This window comes from Luteibacter sp. KNZ12-1A (assembly GCF_056755675.1).
Genome location: NZ_JBPGXU010000083.1, coordinates 1 through 17,682, shown reverse-complemented (window position 1 = coordinate 17,682; position 17,682 = coordinate 1). Strand labels below are relative to the sequence as shown.

At 66.0% G+C, this 17,682-nt stretch carries 19 protein-coding genes; 11 read left to right on the top strand and 8 right to left on the bottom strand.

Annotation, left to right across the window (positions count from 1 at the left end; translation table 11 throughout):
- Nucleotides 1-376: 376 nt before the first annotated feature.
- The 3 genes from cspE to ACR9ZJ_RS14835 all read left to right on the top strand — a co-directional run bounded on the left by cspE (nucleotide 377) and on the right by ACR9ZJ_RS14835 (nucleotide 1,868).
- Nucleotides 377-580, top strand: coding sequence for a transcription antiterminator/RNA stability regulator CspE (gene cspE / locus ACR9ZJ_RS14845; protein ID WP_089973954.1), 204 nt, complete (start codon nucleotides 377-379; stop codon nucleotides 578-580).
- A 99-nt stretch (nucleotides 581-679) separates the two neighbouring features.
- A complete protein-coding gene (locus ACR9ZJ_RS14840) occupies nucleotides 680-1,546 on the top strand; it encodes a pirin family protein (RefSeq protein WP_481288172.1) in 867 nt (288 codons plus the stop codon).
- Between the two features lie 16 nt (nucleotides 1,547-1,562).
- A complete protein-coding gene (locus ACR9ZJ_RS14835) occupies nucleotides 1,563-1,868 on the top strand; it encodes an Mpo1-like protein (RefSeq protein ID WP_481288171.1) in 306 nt (101 codons plus the stop codon).
- 27 nt (nucleotides 1,869-1,895) lie between these two features.
- Here ACR9ZJ_RS14835 and cqsA read toward each other — a convergent pair whose 3' ends face one another.
- From cqsA to ACR9ZJ_RS14815, 4 genes are all read right to left on the bottom strand, one after another.
- Nucleotides 1,896-3,161: an alpha-hydroxyketone-type quorum-sensing autoinducer synthase gene (gene cqsA, locus ACR9ZJ_RS14830; RefSeq protein ID WP_481288170.1), complete on the bottom strand. Its 1,266-nt coding sequence runs from the start codon at nucleotides 3,159-3,161 to the stop codon at nucleotides 1,896-1,898.
- Nucleotides 3,162-3,435: 274 nt separating this feature from the next.
- Nucleotides 3,436-4,473 carry a response regulator gene (locus ACR9ZJ_RS14825; protein WP_306847883.1) on the bottom strand — a complete coding sequence of 346 codons (1,038 nt, stop codon included), beginning with the start codon at nucleotides 4,471-4,473 and terminating at the stop codon, nucleotides 3,436-3,438.
- Complete coding sequence (locus ACR9ZJ_RS14820; protein ID WP_481280922.1) at nucleotides 4,473-5,849, bottom strand: sensor histidine kinase; 1,377 nt, start codon at nucleotides 5,847-5,849, stop codon at nucleotides 4,473-4,475. Before ACR9ZJ_RS14820 ends, ACR9ZJ_RS14825 begins: the two co-directional genes overlap by 1 nt.
- 46 nt (nucleotides 5,850-5,895) lie before the next feature.
- The gene (locus ACR9ZJ_RS14815) at nucleotides 5,896-6,285 is read right to left on the bottom strand and encodes a cytochrome c (protein WP_481288169.1); all 390 of its coding nucleotides are present in this window, start codon (nucleotides 6,283-6,285) and stop codon (nucleotides 5,896-5,898) included.
- Between the two features lie 65 nt (nucleotides 6,286-6,350).
- On the opposite strand from ACR9ZJ_RS14815, the gene ACR9ZJ_RS14810 reads away from it, so the two are divergent.
- Entirely contained in the window at nucleotides 6,351-7,166 is an 816-nt protein-coding gene (locus tag ACR9ZJ_RS14810; RefSeq protein ID WP_481280920.1) for a tRNA threonylcarbamoyladenosine dehydratase, read from the top strand.
- Between the two features lie 4 nt (nucleotides 7,167-7,170).
- Here the strand turns inward: ACR9ZJ_RS14810 and ACR9ZJ_RS14805 are convergent, their stop codons facing one another.
- On the bottom strand, nucleotides 7,171-8,241 hold the full coding sequence (locus ACR9ZJ_RS14805; protein WP_481288168.1) for an aminotransferase-like domain-containing protein: 1,071 nt from the start codon (nucleotides 8,239-8,241) through the stop codon (nucleotides 7,171-7,173).
- A 46-nt stretch (nucleotides 8,242-8,287) separates the two neighbouring features.
- Between ACR9ZJ_RS14805 and ACR9ZJ_RS14800 the strand changes: the two genes are divergently transcribed.
- From ACR9ZJ_RS14800 to ACR9ZJ_RS14785, 4 genes are all read left to right on the top strand, one after another.
- A complete protein-coding gene (locus ACR9ZJ_RS14800) occupies nucleotides 8,288-8,539 on the top strand; it encodes a GIY-YIG nuclease family protein (protein WP_481288167.1) in 252 nt (83 codons plus the stop codon).
- Nucleotides 8,540-8,630: 91 nt separating this feature from the next.
- Nucleotides 8,631-9,491: a 2OG-Fe(II) oxygenase gene (locus tag ACR9ZJ_RS14795; RefSeq protein WP_481280917.1), complete on the top strand. Its 861-nt coding sequence runs from the start codon at nucleotides 8,631-8,633 to the stop codon at nucleotides 9,489-9,491.
- 74 nt (nucleotides 9,492-9,565) lie between these two features.
- Entirely contained in the window at nucleotides 9,566-11,818 is a 2,253-nt protein-coding gene (locus ACR9ZJ_RS14790; protein WP_481288166.1) for a M1 family metallopeptidase, read from the top strand.
- A complete protein-coding gene (locus ACR9ZJ_RS14785; RefSeq protein WP_481288165.1) occupies nucleotides 11,815-12,726 on the top strand; it encodes a hypothetical protein in 912 nt (303 codons plus the stop codon). Before ACR9ZJ_RS14790 ends, ACR9ZJ_RS14785 begins: the two co-directional genes overlap by 4 nt.
- 7 nt (nucleotides 12,727-12,733) lie before the next feature.
- Here the strand turns inward: ACR9ZJ_RS14785 and ACR9ZJ_RS14780 are convergent, their stop codons facing one another.
- From ACR9ZJ_RS14780 to ACR9ZJ_RS14770, 3 genes are all read right to left on the bottom strand, one after another.
- Nucleotides 12,734-13,270 (bottom strand): GNAT family N-acetyltransferase, encoded by a 537-nt coding sequence (locus ACR9ZJ_RS14780; RefSeq protein WP_306847975.1) that lies wholly within the window; start codon nucleotides 13,268-13,270, stop codon nucleotides 12,734-12,736.
- Nucleotides 13,271-13,291: 21 nt separating this feature from the next.
- The gene (locus ACR9ZJ_RS14775; protein ID WP_481280914.1) at nucleotides 13,292-13,753 is read right to left on the bottom strand and encodes an SET domain-containing protein-lysine N-methyltransferase; all 462 of its coding nucleotides are present in this window, start codon (nucleotides 13,751-13,753) and stop codon (nucleotides 13,292-13,294) included.
- A gap of 110 nt (nucleotides 13,754-13,863) precedes the next feature.
- Entirely contained in the window at nucleotides 13,864-14,199 is a 336-nt protein-coding gene (locus ACR9ZJ_RS14770; protein WP_481280913.1) for a ComEA family DNA-binding protein, read from the bottom strand.
- Between the two features lie 194 nt (nucleotides 14,200-14,393).
- On the opposite strand from ACR9ZJ_RS14770, the gene ACR9ZJ_RS14765 reads away from it, so the two are divergent.
- From ACR9ZJ_RS14765 to ACR9ZJ_RS14755, 3 genes are all read left to right on the top strand, one after another.
- Entirely contained in the window at nucleotides 14,394-15,836 is a 1,443-nt protein-coding gene (locus ACR9ZJ_RS14765; protein WP_481280912.1) for a M20 family metallopeptidase, read from the top strand.
- A complete protein-coding gene (locus tag ACR9ZJ_RS14760) occupies nucleotides 15,833-16,540 on the top strand; it encodes a YggS family pyridoxal phosphate-dependent enzyme (RefSeq protein ID WP_481288164.1) in 708 nt (235 codons plus the stop codon). Before ACR9ZJ_RS14765 ends, ACR9ZJ_RS14760 begins: the two co-directional genes overlap by 4 nt.
- A gap of 264 nt (nucleotides 16,541-16,804) precedes the next feature.
- Complete coding sequence (locus ACR9ZJ_RS14755) at nucleotides 16,805-17,506, top strand: C40 family peptidase (protein WP_481280910.1); 702 nt, start codon at nucleotides 16,805-16,807, stop codon at nucleotides 17,504-17,506.
- Nucleotides 17,507-17,682: the final 176 nt, after the last annotated feature.

Genomic DNA, 17,682 nt, shown 5'->3' with positions numbered 1-17,682 from the left:
AGCGGCATCCTTGCCCAAGGGACGGCGACTACCGTCGCGCCGAGGGTGGCGCCCGGCAGCTCCCCCGCCACGCACACGACGAACGCGAGGGCGAAGCCGAGCCCCCGACACCGATCAATAGAGGCGAAGGATCCCATTTCCCCGCTTCTTCACGCTTTTCTACGTGATCGACGTCAAAAAATCGTCTCCTGTAGGGGTTCCCCTACAGAACTTCCGAAAAATGTGGTTATTATCTGAGCCACTGTGTCTGCGCGGTCACGCGAGTGACCCGATGTAAGCGAGCAGTCTGACGCTCCATCGCTTCACCCGGTCCTGCATTCCCAGTAAGTCGCCGGCTCGCGAGCCGGTTTTCGAGTGTTGGATAGAGGTGTGTGTGATGGCAACAGGTACTGTGAAGTGGTTCAACGACGCCAAGGGCTTTGGCTTCATCACCCAGGATGAAGGTGGTCCGGATGTGTTCGTGCATTTCCGTTCCATCCAGGGCAACGGCTTCAAGTCGCTGCAGGAAGGCCAGAAGGTGGAATACACCGTGACCCAGGGCCAGAAGGGCCCGCAGGCGGATAACGTCGTCCCGAAGTGATTCGTTCGGGTTGGCCTTGAGCCGCCCGTCCTTGCATGACTTCCGCCCCTTCGGCGCAGCCGCGCCGGAGGGGCTTTCGCGTGTCCTGCGGAGCCACCCATGACCACCATCCCCATCGACGGCAAGCCGCGCGATCTCGGCAACGGATTCGTCGTACGGCGCATGCTTCCGCACCTGAAGGCGCGGCACGTCGGACCCTTCGTATTCTTCGACCAGATGGGCCCCGCGGCGTTCGCCGACGACGCGGGACTCGATGTTCGTCCGCATCCGCATATCGGCCTCGCCACCGTCACGTGGCTGTTCGATGGCGTGATCCGCCACCGCGACAGCCTTGGCAGCGCGGTGGACATCCATCCTGGCGACGTGAACTGGATGACCGCCGGCCGCGGCATCGTGCATTCCGAGCGCACCCCGCCGGAGGCGCGGCACGGCGGCAACCTGCACGGCATCCAGGTCTGGGTGGCCTTGCCGAAGTCGCACGAAGGCATCGACCCGGAATTTCACCATCACGCCGCGGGCGAGTTGCCGAAAGTGGAGCGTGACGGTGTCCGGCTCGTCATCATCGCAGGCGATGCCTTCGGCGAGACGTCGCCGGTACGCGTGTTCGCTCCCATGTTCTTCGTCGAGGCGCGCCTCGAGAAGGGCGCCCGTCTGTCGATGCCCGCTCAGCATGCGGAATGGGGCGCCTACGTGGTCGAGGGCGCCGCGCGCTTCGGCGAGACCGATCTCGCCGCGCTGGAGATGGCCGTGGCACACGAGGGCGAGCCGCCGGTGCTGGAAGCGAAGGAGCGATCGCTGGTGATGTTGTTCGGTGGCGCCCCACTCGATGGCGAGCGCCATCTGTGGTGGAATTTCGTGGCCAGTTCGAATGCGTTGATCGAGGCAGCCAAGGCCGACTGGTCCGCCGGCCGCTTCCCGGTCGTGCCCGGCGACGAGTACGAGCGGATTCCCCTGCCCACCTACTGATCGGAGCAGCAAGGGCATGGCCAGGTTCACCAGTTTCCGCGAGTTCTATCCCTACTACCTCGGCGAGCATGCCGACGTGCGTTGCCGCCGACTCCATTTCGCCGGGAGTTGGGTCGTACTGGTGGCGTTGGTCATGCTCGTCGCCACCGGCCAGCTCCGTTGGTTGGTGCTGGCGCTGGTCGGTGGCTACGGTTTCGCCTGGATCGGGCACTTCGTGTTCGAGAAAAACCGGCCGGCGACCTTTCGCCATCCGATCTACAGCCTCATGGGCGACTGGATGATGTTCGCCGACATCTTGCGCGGGCGCGTATCGTTGCGCTGAGCTGGCCGGGGTCGGGCCGGGCGTCCATCATGCGACCTCGGCGGAGGCATCCTGGCGATGGCATTCGCGCTGCGCGCGCCGCGCCGCGCTCCACGAATCGATCGCCATCTCGCCGCGGGCTCGCCGGCACACCTCGACCAGCCTTTCCACGTCCGCGTCGCTCATGCCGGCGTTCAGGGTCAATCGCAGCAGTGAACGGTTGACCGTCGTCGCCGGCGCGCTGAACACCGAGCCGAACACGCCGTGGCGCTCCATGATGTCGCGCACGCGGCCGGTCAGGATTTCCTGCCCCGCCTCGAACGCGACGATCTGCTCGGTGCCGTCCCCGATGGGGTAGCCCAATGCGGCCAGTTCGCGGCGCACGTGGCGGGTGATCCCGCGCAGCCGGCGCCTGCGCCAGCCTTCGGCCTGAATGACCCGGTGCGCGGCCGAAAGGCCCGCCAGTTCATAGGGCAACAGGGACGAACTGAAAATTGCGGGCAGCGCCTCGCAGCCGAAGTAGTCCTTGAAATGCGTCGTGCAGGCGATGAAGCCCGCGCGGGAGCAGTAGGCCTTGGCCAGGCTGGCCGTGATGAAGTGCACGCGATCGTTGAGGCCGAGGCTGGCCACGAGGCCTTCGCCGCGGCGCCCGTGCGTACCGAGCGAATGGGATTCGTCCACGACGAGGACGCAACCGTGCTCCCGGGCCACGCGCGCGATCTCGACCAGCGGAGCCACGCTTCCGTTGGTGCTGTAGACCGCATCGACGACGATCACGCCCTGGCCGTTGCGCAACACCTGCCGTTCGAGGTGGGCCACGTCGTTGTGCAGCACGGACACGGCCTTGGCGCCCGCGCTGCGGATGCCTTCCCACAGTGACGCGTGGGCCAGCATGTCGACGTACACCGGCACGCGTTCCGTGGCGATGGATTGGATGAGGCCCACGTTGGCCGCGAAACCGGATTGGGCCAGGATGCCGTCCTCGCTGCCGACGGCTCGCGCCAACTCGGCTTCCACGCGGTGCAACGGCAACCCGGCATCCTGCTGGAACAGCGCCGACATCATCATTCCCAGGCCCCCTTCGGCCAGGGACGTGCGCTGCGCTTCGACGATCCCGGGATGCCCCGCGATGGAGAGATAGTCGTTGCTCTGGAGCATGAGGTCGCCATCGCGCGGCCGGCGGCCCCTCAAAATGTGACGCCCACCCCAGTCGACCGCCACGCGTTCGTTGTGGAATCGATCGACCCTTCGTGCGACGAAATCAGGAAGCGCGGGTGCCTTGGCAGGGCGATGCAGGACGGAAACGTTTTCCATGGTTCATCTCTCTCTGGTGAATGGATGGGCGAATTCAGGCGCCGCCCGAGGGGCGGCACGCGTCGGCCTCGCCCGGGCAGACGCGAATTCGTTAGAGAGGGAGGCGTCCCGCCAGGGCACCGCCGTGCGGAACCCCTGCCTCATGCCATTACCAGAGAGACGTCCCGGGGACCGGGTGGTCCGAACGTGACGATGGATTTTCGGGCCGAACGGCTACCGCGCGCGCCGGAAGCTCCGCCACGGGAAGGTGAACTCGTTTGGATTCAGGGCCCGGCTAGATGAAGCGCGGCCTGCTGTCGGCGGCCAGGCTCAGGTCCTGTTCGCGTAGCCATGTGCGGTAAGACTTCACATGCTGCAGGCGGAACCGCTCCACGTCGTCGATGAGAGCGTAGTAGTACCACTGTTCGCCGGAAATGGCCGTTGCCGGGTACAGGTGCGATTCCGGATGGCTGACGCCCTTGTGGTAGAAGCCGTCCCGTGAATTGAACCAGGGCAGGGCCTCGCCACTGCGCAGGGCTTCCAGGACCGTGGCCGGCGCCCCCAGATCCGCCGCGATTTCATAATGCGTGCGCAGGTCCTCGTCCGTCTGGACGAGGAGGAAACGGCCGATGCCCCATGCGTCGACCAGGAGCAGCCCGGTGGGATTGCAGTGCACGTAGCATTCCACAGGCTGGAACGTGGCCGTGACGCTCTGCAGGACTTCGCGGAAGGCCGGGTCGCGCAGGAAACGGAAATTGCCCAGGGCCAAGGTCTCGGCGACGAAGGCGCTGGCGCGTTCGAAGTAACGGTGCTGCAGTTCGGTGATGGCGGTCTGCAATTTTTCGATCGCGAGCGGGTCGTTCTTCCGGATGAAGCGGTCGATCACCCCTGAATTGAAGGCATCGATAGCCGTCGCGTCGTCGGCGCGGCCGGTCAGGAGGATCTTGCCGATATGCGGATTCGGCAGGCGCTTGCAGAAGGTGATGCCGTCCATCTCGGGCATGGCCTGATCGACCACCACCACGGAGATCTCGGCGAACCGCTCGGGGTCGTAGACCACCCGGTGGATCGAGTCGATGTCCAGGGCGACCAGTTCCTGCGTTTCCGAAGGACGGTCTTTCCAGCGGTACAGCCAGCCGCCGCCAGGCACGGGGCGGCTGCCGTTGTTGCCCAGCGTGGCCAGGGCGCTTCGCGGGGAACTGAACGTGCGCACCCGCACCATCGGGTCGAGCAGCAACGGGACGACGTCGAGGTATTCCTCGTGGTCATCCACGAGTACCGTCGTGGTCGGGAAATGGAAGGGCTGGATATCGCCCTGTGAGTTCAGCGTCATCACTGCCGGTCCCCGGTCTCCGGATGCGGGAAGGTAAGGGTGAACTCGGTGAATTCGCCCAGGTTGGTACGGCATGCGATGCCACCGCCCATATGCTCCATCGCCGCGCGACAAAAAGCGAGACCTATGCCCAATCCGGTGATGGTTCCGCTCCCGGCGCTGTCGCTCGAATAGGAATAGAAACGGTTGAAGATACGGGGGAGCACGTCCGGCGGGATGCCGGGGCCGGTGTCGAGGACCCGTATCCGGTTGGCCTGTTCGTCCGGCTCGATATACACCCCGATCTCCCCCTTGCCGGCCCGATCGATGTGGAACAGGGCGTTGCGCAGCAAATTGAAGAGCACATGGACCACCAACGCTTCCTCCCCGAGCAGGCGAAAATCGCCCGTGGGTGACAGAGTGATCCTTTCGCGCTCCGCGCGCGAGCCATAGGGGAAGCGGCGCAGGGCCTGTTCCACGCATTCGCGCGCCCCCAGCGGGGTGAGCGGTACCTCGCCGATCGGCCGGGCGGAGAGCAGCAGCATGTCGATGATGGTGTTCGCGTAGGTGACCTCGCGCTCCATGACGCCGATGCTGCGCTCCAGCGCGTGCAGGTTCTGTGCGCGCACGTCGGGTACGGGCAGCCCCTGGCTCTCGGCCAGCCGGTGGCTGCGGAGCAGGTCCGGCATGAAGCGGGCGACGGCGCGCGCGGCGATGCGCAAGGAACCCAGGGGGGTGCGCAACTCATGGGCGATGTTGTTCGAGGCGGCCGTCAGGGCGTCGATCCTCGACTGTTCGGCCATGTTGGACGACACGGTACAGGTGGCTCCGCCGACCATTGCGAACAGCAGGAGAGGGATGTACTCGAGCATCGTCTGGGTGTGCAGGTGCGCATCCGGCGAAAGCACGAACGCCAGCGCGGCGATCAGGCTGCCCAGGGTGAACACCACGAGGAAGCTGGCGATGTCGAACAGCATCATCAGCAGCATCACGCAGGCGAGGTGGGTCATGAGCCATGCCGGCGTGGCGTTGCGCAAGGTCATGTAGCCGACGAAGAACGGCATCGCCACGGTCATTGCGAAGTACCAGTACGTCGGCAGGTGCGTGCGCAGGCGCCGCGGCCACCATGGCAACAAGGCCAGCGGGATGAAGGTGGCGCTGCAAAGCAGCCGCATGGGCAGGTTCTCGTACGGCTGCGGGAACAGGTACGCCCATACCGGGTAGTACACGGCGAGGGAAAAACTGCCGACCACGCCGATCGCGACCATTTTCGGTTGCGAATAACGCGTGCGCAGGAACATCGTCGTTTCGAACCGGGCCATCGCGCGCAGCAGCAGCCATAACCGCATGCGGAAGAACTGCCGGGGGCGGGTCGAATTGTCCGGAGGCGTGGACATGGAGGGCATGGCGTCCGTCACAGGTTCGAGGGGCAGGCGAACGCGTTCATCGGTACCGCTGGTGGCAGGCCTGGCAGGCCTCGCCGATGGGGGCGAGCACGCCGGCCAGGGCCGCACAGCTGCCAGGGGCATGGGAAATGGCGTCGTCGAGCGCCACGACGAGCTTGTCCCCTCCGTCGTAGAAGGGCGCGTCCATGCCGGGGAAGGCCTCGCGGACATCCCCGGCGTTTTCCCGCATGCGCGACAGATGGGCCAGCGAGCTCTTGGCATCGCATTGTTTCGCCCGCACGTTGGCGCGCAGGACGCCCATGTGATGCTGCGTGACCGCCATCACGCCGAGATGGTACGGCGTTCCCTGGCGCAGCGCGGACAAGGCGAAGGTGGCACCCATCGCGCCGACCACGAGTCCGAGGATGACGAGTAACAACGGGCGCATCGGTGGTCCATGGCAGCACGAGGCCGCCAGCATAGCCGACGGTCCCATTCTTTCGATATGAGACAATGAACACGGATTCCTTGATCGAGACCCACGTGAGTACGGCCCAGGCAGAACGTTTCGCCGGCATCGAGCGGCTGTACGGCCGCGGCAGCCTGGACCGCCTCGCGCATGCGCATGTCTGCGTGATCGGCGTGGGTGGGGTGGGCTCCTGGGCGGCCGAGGCCCTGGCCCGGAGCGGCATAGGCCGGCTCACCCTGATCGACGGCGACGACGTCTGCCTGTCGAACACGAACCGCCAGCTGCACGCGCTGGACGGCCAGTACGGAAAACCCAAGGTGGGCGTCGTCGCCGAACGCGCGCATGCGATCAGCCCGACCATCCGCCTGGAAGCGGTAGAGCGTTTCCTCACCCCGTCGACCCTCGACGACCTGCTGGACCGCAACTACGACGTGGTGATCGACGCCTGCGACGCACTCAAGGTCAAGCTCGAGACCATCGTCTGGTGCCGCCGGCGCAAGGTCCCGCTGGTGACCGTCGGCGCGGCGGGCGGACGTACCGACCCCACCCAGGTCCGTGTTCGCGACCTTTCGCGGACCGAGCACGACGCCATGCTCAGCATGATCCGGAAGAAGCTTCGCCAGGAACATGGATTCCCCCGCAACCCGGACCGCTTCTTCGGTGTTTCCGCGGTCTACTCGCTGCAGAACGTGCGCTATCCGCAGGCCGACGGCAGTGTCTGCGGGGTGCGTCCGCCCGGTGGCGACGCGCTCAAGCTCGACTGCGGCGGTGGGTTGGGCGCAGCCACGCACGTGACCGGGGCGTTCGCCTTCGCGGCGGTAGGCAAGGCACTCGAAAAACTGACATCGGCCCGAGGCTGATCCTTCAGCGCTCGGCGGCCACGATCCGCAAAGCTTCTTCGAGCCGGCTGGGATCTTCCTCGGCACCCATGGCGAGGCGGATGCCGGCAGCCGGTTGCCCCGTGCCGACGAAGTGCTTCGACGCGGCGACGTGGACGCCGCGTGCGAGGAGGCGTTCCTCCATGGCGGACGCCTCCGGCAGCGGAAGCCACGCGTGCAGGCCGCTTCCGGATGTGACCAGGTTTTCGCCGATGATCCGGCGGGCCATTTCGGCGCGCGACGCCATGGCGACGGTCAGTTCGTCGAGTAGCGCCTCCGCCGTGCCGTCGTCCATCCAGCGGGCGACGATGGAGGCCGGAAGCGCTGGCAGGCCGTCCTGCTCGAGCTGGATCCTGGCCGATGTAGCCGCCTGCGCCGCCGTGTCGGCATGCAACATCCAGCCGACCCGCAGGCCCGGGCCGAGGATCTTGCCGATGCCCCCGCAATGCACGGTTCGGTGGGGAGCGAGGCGGGCCAGTGGCGGCAGGCCCTCGCGCACCGGCCGATGCAGCGGTGAGTAGACGTCGCCCTCGACGATGGTCAGGCCAAGGCGCTCCGCGACCTCCACGATGTCCAGGCGCCGCTCCAGCGGCATGGTCGCCGTCGTCGGGTTCTGCAACGTGGGCTGGACATACAGGGCCCGGGCGCGGGATTGCACGGCCGCCTGCATCAAGGCATCGGGCTTCATGCCATGCCGGTCCATCGCCACGTCGACGCAACGCGTGCCGAAGTGCCGTGCCATGCGACGGACGCCATGGTACGTGTGTTCCTCGACGAGGATGGCCGCATGCCTCCCGGTGGCGGACGCGGCCAGGGCGAAGGCGAGCGCATGCCGCGCGCCGATCGTCAGGGCGATGAGCAGGGGGTCGACCGGGCCGTGCCCTCCCACGCGTTCGAGCCAGCGCGCGATCGCCTTCCTGATCCACAGGGCGCCGGCGGGATCGGGATACGCGAGCGACTCGGCATCCACCGGCGTGGTGGCCAGCGCGGCGCGAAGGCGGGTCACGACGCTTCCGCGAAGGGGAAGGTTCACCGCCAGGTTGTAGCTGGGTTCCATGGTCGCATTGTAGGGGCCCCCGCCAGGGCTGCTAGGCTTCGCCACCATGTGGTGCGTCTATCTGATCGAATGCCGGAACGGCGCATGGTATGCGGGGATCACCAACGACCTCGACGCACGCTATGCCGCCCACATGGCGGGCAAGGGAGCGCGTTACACGCGGGCCAATCCGCCGGTACGGCTACTGGGCTTTCGCCCTTTCCCCGACCGCTCGGCGGCGTCGAAGGCCGAGTACGAGGTGAAACGCCTGCCGAAGGCGAGGAAGCTGGCCTGGCTGAACGCCCAAGACGGCACATAGCTCCGGGAGCATCGGGTACCCGTCGATGTTGGACTGGCATAGGATGGGCCCGATGAGAAACGGAATTCCGCAAACATAAGGAGGCCATGCCATGGAAGCTCGCCTGCACACGAAAATCACCCCCGATTGGTACCGCTGGATCGGCGAGTCGCTTGCCGCCGGCCACGCTCCCGCTGACATCCTCGGGATCATGAAACAGAATCGTTTCGACGAATGGGCGGCACGCGACGCGATCGCCGAGGCCCTGTTCGGCGGTATCGCCCCGCGGCAACCGGCGCAGGCACCCGAACCCGCCGCGTTCAGCAGCCGCCTCGAAGATGGCCATGTCCTCCATGTGGGCGATCGCGGCGTGCGTGTACTCGTTCGGGTGTCCCGTCCGACCATCGCCGTGCTCGATGGCGTGCTGGACCCGGTCGAATGCGACCAGCTGCGCAGCCTGGCCACCACGCGCCTGGCTCGCTCCGAGGTGGTCAGCCCGGGCACCGGTTTCGGCGTCGTGCAGGACATCCGGACGAGCGAAGGTGCCAACTTCGGGCGTTCGGAGAACGAGCTGATCGCTCGTGTCGATGCGCGCGCCGCCGCGATCATGCGGATGCCCGAGGACCATGGGGAGGGCCTGCAGGCCATGCGTTATGGCGTCGGCGCCCAGTACGTGCCCCATTTCGATTTCTTCCCGCCGGACGATCCGGGCAGCCAGTCACACCTGAAGAACGGCGGCCAGCGCGTATCGACCCTGATCATGTACCTCAACGATGTCGAGGCCGGTGGCGAAACCGTCTTCCCCCGGATCGATTTCAGCTATGTGCCGCGCAAGGGGCAGGCCCTGTATTTCGAGTACACGGCGCCCGACGGATCGCTCGATCCATTGTCGTTGCATGGCGGGGCACCCGTGATCCGCGGCGAGAAGTGGATCCTTACCAAGTGGATGCGCGAGCGGTCGTTCCCTGGCTGAACCGTGACCTCTGGCCTATATCCGGCCCACGCCACAGCCCGCAATCTCATCTGCTTCAAGGGGAGGGTCGATCGATGCGCCGCCAGGCAGCCAGAGTCGTTCGTTTCGTCGCGCTTGGCGCATTCGCGTGCGCACAGGGCGCATGGGCGCAGGAACCTGCGCAAGCACGGCCCGCCACGCCCGTCCCCGCCACCGGGGCCACGGTCGCCGCACCGGCTGTCGTGGCGATCGAGCCGGCCGAGATTCCCTTTGCCTCGGCGCACGCCGCTTTCGTGCGCACGCCCAGTGCGCCGACCGCCTGGGGCGGACCGCGCACCGGTAGCGAGGCGACGCTGTCCGATCGCGTCGTGTCCTACCGCATCCAGGCTCGCCTCGATCCGGGGAAACACACCGTGGACGGCCAGCAGCAGCTGACCTGGCGCAATCGGAGTGACCGGCCCGTCGGCGCGGTGTTCCTGCACCTCTATCTCAATGCCTTCGAGGGCGAGGGGAGCACCTTCTTTACCGAACGACGTGTACTTGCCGCGCACGGGGGCTCGCGTGGCGTCGCCGAGGTGAAAAAAGGCGAGTGGGGCTATATCGACCTGGGCAACGTGGAACAGGATGGCGCGGCGCTGAAGTGGCGCTACGTCCATCCCGATGGCGGCCCCGATACCGACCATACCGTGGTTCGCGTCGACCTGGCCCGGCCGGTCCCGGCGGGCGGAAGCGTCACGCTGGACATGAATTTCCACAGCCAGTTGCCACGCGTGATCGAGCGGACCGGCTATGTCGGCACGTTCCACCTCGTCGGCCAGTGGTTTCCCAAGATCGGCGTGCTGGAACTGCCCGGCGAGCGAGGTGCCACGGAGCCGCGCTGGAACGTGCACGAATTCCATTTCAACAGCGAGTTCTATGCGGACTTCGGTGAATACGACGTTCGCATGACCGTACCCCGGGATTACGTGGTGGCGGCCGTCGGCGAACAGCAGGGCGATCCCGTTCCGGAAGGCAACGAACTGACCTGGCATTTCTCCCAGGCCGATGTCCACGACTTCGCCTGGATGGCCGCGCCCCGCTACAAGACGCTGGAGGGCGGGTACACCGGTCCCGGCAGCCCGCCCGTGAAGGTGAAGGTGGTCTATCCACCCGAGTACGAGGCAAGCGCGAAACCCGTCCTGAAGGCGACCATCGATTCGCTCGGTTACTTCTCGTCGACACTGGGCCCTTATCCCTACAAGACGGTGACCGCCGTGGTGCCGCCGTTCAACGCATCCGAAGCGGGCGGCATGGAGTACCCCACGTTCTTCACCGCGGATAGCTTCACCGAGGTGAAGCCGAAGACGCTCGACGAATACATCCTCGACTTCGTGACCATCCACGAGTTCGGCCATGGCTATTTCTACGGCTTGCTCGCCTCGAACGAATTCGAGGAGCCGATGCTGGACGAAGGCCTCAACGAATACTGGGACGACCGCATGCTGCGCGAACGCAAGCAGCGGGTATACCTGACCAAGCCGCTGTGGCAATTCTTCGGCGTGGAAGCGCCGATGGACGTCTTCGCGCTCGAGCGGATGTTCGCCCTGCTGCCGCGTCCCTCCGATCCGCTCGGGCAGAACGCGTGGGACCGCCTGTCCAGCGCCGACTACGGCACGGTGTATTCGCGCACCGCCACGGCCATGCATGACCTGGAGGAACGCCTCGGCAAGGACGTGACGGAGAAGGCGTATCGCCAGTACTACGCGAGATGGCACTTCCGTCATCCGTCGATCGCCGACCTCCAGGCGTCGATCGCCGAGGTTTCGGGAAAACCCGATGTCGTGGCGCAGGTATTCGACCAGTACGTCTATGGCACGGCGCGTATCGACGACCGCGTGAAAGAGATCGTCAGCGAGGAAGTCTTGCCGCTCGCGGGAACCACGATAAAGGACGGTCATCGCGTCGAACTGTCGTCCGAGCAGAACGAGGAGGCTGTTTCGAAACAGCGAGAGGCATGGAAGAACGCACATCCCGATGCGGCCGACGGCACCGGTCCCTTCCCGTGGAAGACGACGGTCACGGTGTGGCGAGACGGTGCGCGCGTGCCGCAAACACTCAAGGTGTCGTTCGCGGACGGATCGGTCGAGACCGTCCACTGGGACGACGACCGTCGCTGGGCCCGCTTCGTCTTCACCAAGCCGGTGAAGGGCACGTCGGCCGAACTCGATCCGGACAGGAAGATCTACCTGGACGCGAACAAGCTCGACGACAGCCGTACCGTGGATGCCAACCACGCCGCATCGAATCGTTGGGGCGCCGATTTCGCGGCCCTGCTGCAGGGCCTCTACGCTTTCCTGGTGACGCTATGAACGACCGTCAGAAACGCTCGGCCATCGCGGCCATCGGCCATGGCGCACTCGGCGGCCTGCAATGGCGGCTGGTGCTGTTGTGGATACTCATCACCTTGCTGCCGACCCTGGTGGTCGCCTTGCCGTTGTGGAAGGTGCTCGACCGTCTGCTCGGATATTCGGTGCATGCCGATACGTGGGCGGCGCACTTCGACGGACTGATGTTCTCCGATGTCTTCTCCGCCTTGCGCGATGCCAATGGATGGACGGGCATGGCCTTCGTGGCGGGGGTCCTGCTGACGCTGGCGGTGTCGCCATTCCTGACCGGCATGGCGGTGGCCGGTGGCCGAGCGAACCGGGCGCTCGGCTTTGGCGGACTGCTTCAAGGCGGGGCGATGGAATACGGACGCATGCTTCGCCTGATGCTCCTGTCCCTGGTCCCTTATGGCTTGTTCGTCGTGGTGGCGCAGGGTGCGTCCACGTTCGCGGAGCGCAAGGTCGATGCCGCGTTCCTGCCCTCGACCGCCGACCTGTACCAGCACGGTGCGCTGGCGGTCGGCTTGTTGTTTTTCGTGATCGCCCAGGCGATCGTCGAATCGGCCCGCGCGCAGTTCATCGCCGACGTCGGCTTGCGTTCGGCCTTCCGCGCGCTGGGCAGGGGATTCATGCAGTTCGTCCGCCGCCCCTTTGCGAGCGTTTTCGTCTACCTGACGATCACCCTGGCGGGTGGCGTCCTGGCGGTGCTCATCGCCGCCTGGCGGGGACATACCACCGGTGCGGGTAGCGGGCTTCTGGCGGGCTTACTGATCGTTCAGCTCGGCGTGGCCGTCGTGGCATGGATGCGCACGTCGCGCCTGCTGGCACTGGCGGGGCTGGTGGCGGTCAATCCGCATCGGCGCCGCCGTACGGACTTCGCGCCGGCCTTGTAAGGGCACTTCAGCCGGCGCGGCGTACTTCGCGGTGCGGCGGGTAGTACGCGAACAGGTGTGTCGCGCCGCCGAGAAAATCGATGTTGTCGATGTGCTCGCCGCCCAGGCGTTCGGCGACGTGGTCGGAGGCTTCGTTGCCGATGCGCACGAGGCTGATCACACGCTGGGCGTGCATCTGCTTCCAGGCGAAATCGAGGATGGCTTCACCGGCTTCGGTGGCGTAGCCGTGGTGACGGTGCTCCGGCTTGAGCATCCAGCCCAGTTCGAGGTCGGGCCAGCCTTCGGGTTTCATCAGGCCCGCGCGGCCGATGAATTCGCCGGTGTCCTTCAGCTCGATCGCCCACATGCCGCAACCGCGCAGGGCCCAATGGCCCAGCAGCATGGCCATCGAGCGCCACGCGTTCATCCGGTCGAGCGGTTGCCCGTCACCGATCCAGCGCGTGCTTTCGGCGTCCGCGAGCATGGCCGCGTAATCGTCGAAATGGCGTTCGGTAAGGGCGGTGAGCCGCAGGCGCGGCGTTTCCAGAACGGGAATGTCTGCTATTGCCATCGAAGTGACCAAGTGTCAGCCGAGCAGTCGAGCCAGAGCGTGAGTGCTCAGCGCGAGGCTTTCCTGCCAGGACAAGCCGGTTATTTTCTCACCAGTGGCCGCGTCTTGGAAGCTTTCATCCTGGCCGGGGGACAGGAGGTGGCGGTAATCCACTGTGATTTCAGTGCCTTGCGGAAGGTCTTTAGCGGCGAAGATGAAGCCGAGGTGCCAGATGCCGGTGGGTTCGAAGCTATGGTTCACGTAGCACTCGTCCGGCCATTCGGGCGAAACGGTGTAGCGGTCCTCGAACCAGCGCGCGGCGGCGTGCAGGTCGGCGGACAGCGCGGGGGAGGCCATGATGTCGGCCCAGGCGTACGTGCGATCGATCTGGTCGGGGGCGGTGACGACACGCCCCGCGGCCACGAATTCGTCGACGAACAAGCCCTTGCCGGCGCCGGGAATGGCGGAATCGGCGATACGGTAACGCGGCAGGATCATTGGATCATCAAGCCCCTGTTCCTGGCGGGGGCGCAAGTGCGCCGCCGGCATGGGGCGCGAGTGTAGCGCGTTCGGCCGGCGGCGGTAGTGGCGAGGGGAGGAATAGGGGCTCAGTCTTCCTCGGCACCCGCCTTGGCCTTGGACGGCCTGGTTGCCTTGGTCTTCCTGGCCGCCTTGCCGCCATCCACCTGGATGGCGTCACGGTTGCGCTCGACCAGCGACGCCCCGATGCCTTTCACCTCGGCGAGCTGGTCGGCCGACTCGAAGGCGCCGTTCGCCTCGCGCCAGGCGACGATCGCCTGGGCCTTGGCCAGGCCGACACCGTCCAGCGACTGCGCGAGGGTCGGCGCGTCGGCGGTGTTGATGTTCACGGGTGACGAAGCGATAGCGAGCGGGGCGAGCAGCAGCAAGGCGAGCGCGGCGAGGGTGGCTAGATGACTGTTCACGTGGATTCTCCTCTTGGACAGCGTCGGACGACGCAGGGGCACTCTGCGTCGTGCCAGGGTTCGCGCGAACTGGCGCGACGACGAAATCCGGGTGAGGCGATGCCGCCGCGCATGCCGTGGGTGTGCCGACATCGCCCAAGGCGTCGCCGTCGTCGCTGTTACAATCGGCCTTTGCCCAACGAGTTCGGCCCGCCATGGATACCTCCCGCATTTCTTCCTTCGTCAGCGGCCTCTGGGACGCGGAAATCGTCCCGCAGTTGGTCGAGTACATCCGTATCCCGAACAAGTCGCCGATGTTCGACGCGCGGTGGCGGGAGCATGGCTACATGGACCAGGCGGTGGCGCTGATGGAATCGTGGGCGCGCTCGAAACTGCCCGCGCTCGAAGGCGCGTCGCTGGAAGTCATCCGCCTGGAAGGCCGTACGCCGCTGATCTACATCGACGTGCCCGCGCAAGGCTCGCAGGGCAAGGGCACGGATGAAACCGTCGTGCTTTACGGCCACCTCGACAAGCAGCCGGAGATGACGGGATGGTCCGAAGGCCTCGGTCCGTGGACGCCCGTGCTCAAGGGCGACAAGCTGTACGGCCGCGGTGGCGCGGATGACGGTTACGCCATCTTCGGGTCGCTGGCGGCGCTCCTCGCTCTGCGCGACCAGGGCGTGCCGCATGCGCGTTGCGTGATCCTCATCGAGGCCTGCGAGGAATCGGGCAGCTACGACCTGCCGTACTACGTGGACCATCTGGCCGGCCGCATCGGCAATCCCGCGCTCGTGGTCTGCCTCGACTCGGGCTGTGGCAACTACGACCAGCTCTGGCTGACCACGTCGTTGCGCGGCATGACCGGTGGCAACCTGACGGTGCAGGTGCTGGAAGAGGGCGTCCATTCCGGCGATGCCTCGGGCGTGGTGCCTTCGAGCTTCCGCATCCTTCGCGAGATCCTCGACCGCCTGGAGAATCCGCGGACGGGCGCGATCGTGCCGCCGGAACTCTACGTCGACATCCCGCCGCAGCGTCTTGAGCAGGCGCGGCGGTCGGCCGAGGTCCTGGGTACCGCCGTGTACGACAAGTTCCCCTTCGTCGAAGGCATGAAGCCGGCGACCGACGATCTCGCCGAACTCGTGCTCAACCGCACGTGGCGTCCCCAGCTCGCCGTCACCGGCGTCGGCGGCATGCCCGCGCTCGATAGCGCCGGCAACGTGCTGCGCCCGAAGACCTCGGTGAAGCTCAGCCTGCGCGTGCCGCCGACCCTCTCCGGCGCGGAAGCGGGCAAGTTCCTCAAGCAATTGCTCGAGAAGGACCCGCCGTATGGCGCGAAGGTCACCTTCGACCTGGAAAAGGACGGCAGCGGCTGGAACGCGCCGGCGTTGTCGCCCTGGCTCGAGGAAGCCGTCGCGAAAGCCTCGGAGCATTACTTCGGCGCGCCGGCGGCCTACATGGGCGAGGGTGGCAGCATTCCTTTCATGGGCATGCTCGGCGAGAAATTCCCGCAGGCGCAGTTCCTCATCACGGGCGTGCTGGGTCCGCACTCGAATGCCCACGGTCCGAATGAATTCCTGCACATTCCGACGGGCAAGCGCGTGAGCATGGTCGTGGCCGACGTCGTGGCGCGTCACTTCCAGGAAGCGGCGAAGGCATGAGCGACGGCGCCGGCACGCTGGCCACGCGTCTCGCGGCGGTGCGCGAGTCGATCGCCACGGCTTGCCGCGAGGCCGGCCGCGACCCGGGCGAGGTGACCCTGCTGCCGGTCAGCAAGACCTTCGGCGAGGACGTGGTGCGCGAGGCGGTGGGGTTGGGCCTGCGTCGTTTCGGCGAGAACAAGGTGCAGGAAATCCAGGCCAAGGCGGCCGCGCTGGCCGACGAACGGCTCGACTGGGTCGTGATAGGCCACCTGCAGACCAACAAGGCCAAGGCGGTGGCGAAGCTTGCCGCCGAGGTGCAGTCGCTGGACCGGCTGGACCTCGCCGTGGCTTTGGACAAGGCCCTGCAGGCGCGGGGCCGGGCCATCGACGTGCTCGTCCAGGTGAAGACCTCGCGGGAGGAAAGCAAGTTCGGACTGGCACCGGAGGCCCTTCCCGGGTTCCTCGACGAATTGAAGGCCTTTCCTTCGCTTCGGCTACGGGGGCTGATGACGCTCGCCGAAGCCTCGCCGGACGAAGCCGTCGTAAGGGCCTGTTTTCGTACGCTGTATCGTCTTCGTGACAGGGCGCGTGACGCCGGCCATCCCGCCGATCGCCTGTCGATGGGCATGAGTGGCGATTTCGCGCTCGCGATCGCCGAGGGCAGCACCGAGGTGCGTATCGGCAGCGCGATCTTCGGAGCAAGGTCCTACAAGCCGGTGTGAGACCTGATGCACAGATTCGGTAACCGCCCCGCCGTGACGGCGCCGCCGGACCCTCACATAGGTGAAAGCAAGTCCTTATATCCGTTCAGAAATTAGCCTCTGTAGCCGCAGTTTCCTGCGACTTCTCTGAATGTTTCCTAGGAATGACCGTTTTTAACCTTATGCGAACAACTTGTTGAATCCGGTTTGGTAACTTCACCCCTCGTTCACGGTCGTCTCACCTTCACGGCGGCTTAACTTCACGATGAATAGGCCTTTTCGCTCATGCATTTAAAGCGACTGACCGCTCTCGCGTTAGCCACGTTTTGTATCGCCGCCGTAACACCCGTCATTGCCGACACGGTCACCGTCCCGCAGGGCCTCGACCAATCCGCCGCACTTCTCCTGACCGACCTGCCGGTGTTCGCCCCGGCCACCGCGCTCGCCCAGTCCGCCGTTCCCGATGCCACCTCGCTGATCGCACCCGCGCCAGCCGCCGCCAGCCAGGTCGCCGCCAACGACGACACCACCGCCGACGATGACGACGACAGCCTCGTCGCCGCCGCCACCGCCAAGCTGGCCGGCCACGTCGACGGTCATGCACGGGAGGCACTTCTCGCCTTCGCGATGAAGCTGCGCGACATCCGTTACCACCGTGGTGGCCGTGCGCCGTCCACCGGTTTCGATTGCAGCGGCTTCGTTCGCTACGTGTTCATGCACAGCATCGGTCTCGACCTTCCGACCAATTCCGCCAGCCAGTTTCTCGCCGGCCTGAAGGTCAAGCGCAGCGAGATGAAGACGGGCGACCTGGTCTTCTTCCGCACACGCGGCAAAGCCGTGTCGCACGTAGGCATCTACATCGACAACGGCCAGTTCATCCATTCGCCGTCGGCGGGCAAGACCGTCCGTGTCGATAGCCTCAACGAGGCCTACTGGGCCAAGCACTTCGTCGGCGCCAAGCGCCCCGAAGGCATCGCAAAGATCTGACGGGCACCCTTCAACGCATATTTCCGAAACGGCATGCCCCGGCATGCCGTTTTTTTTGCGCCGGCATTTGTGCCCGGATCTACTGGTGGGAGCCGACCTTGTCGGCGATCCCGCGGCGGCGGGCGGCGTGGGCAGAGCCGTCGGCCGCCACCCTCGTCGCTCCGGTTGCACCGTCG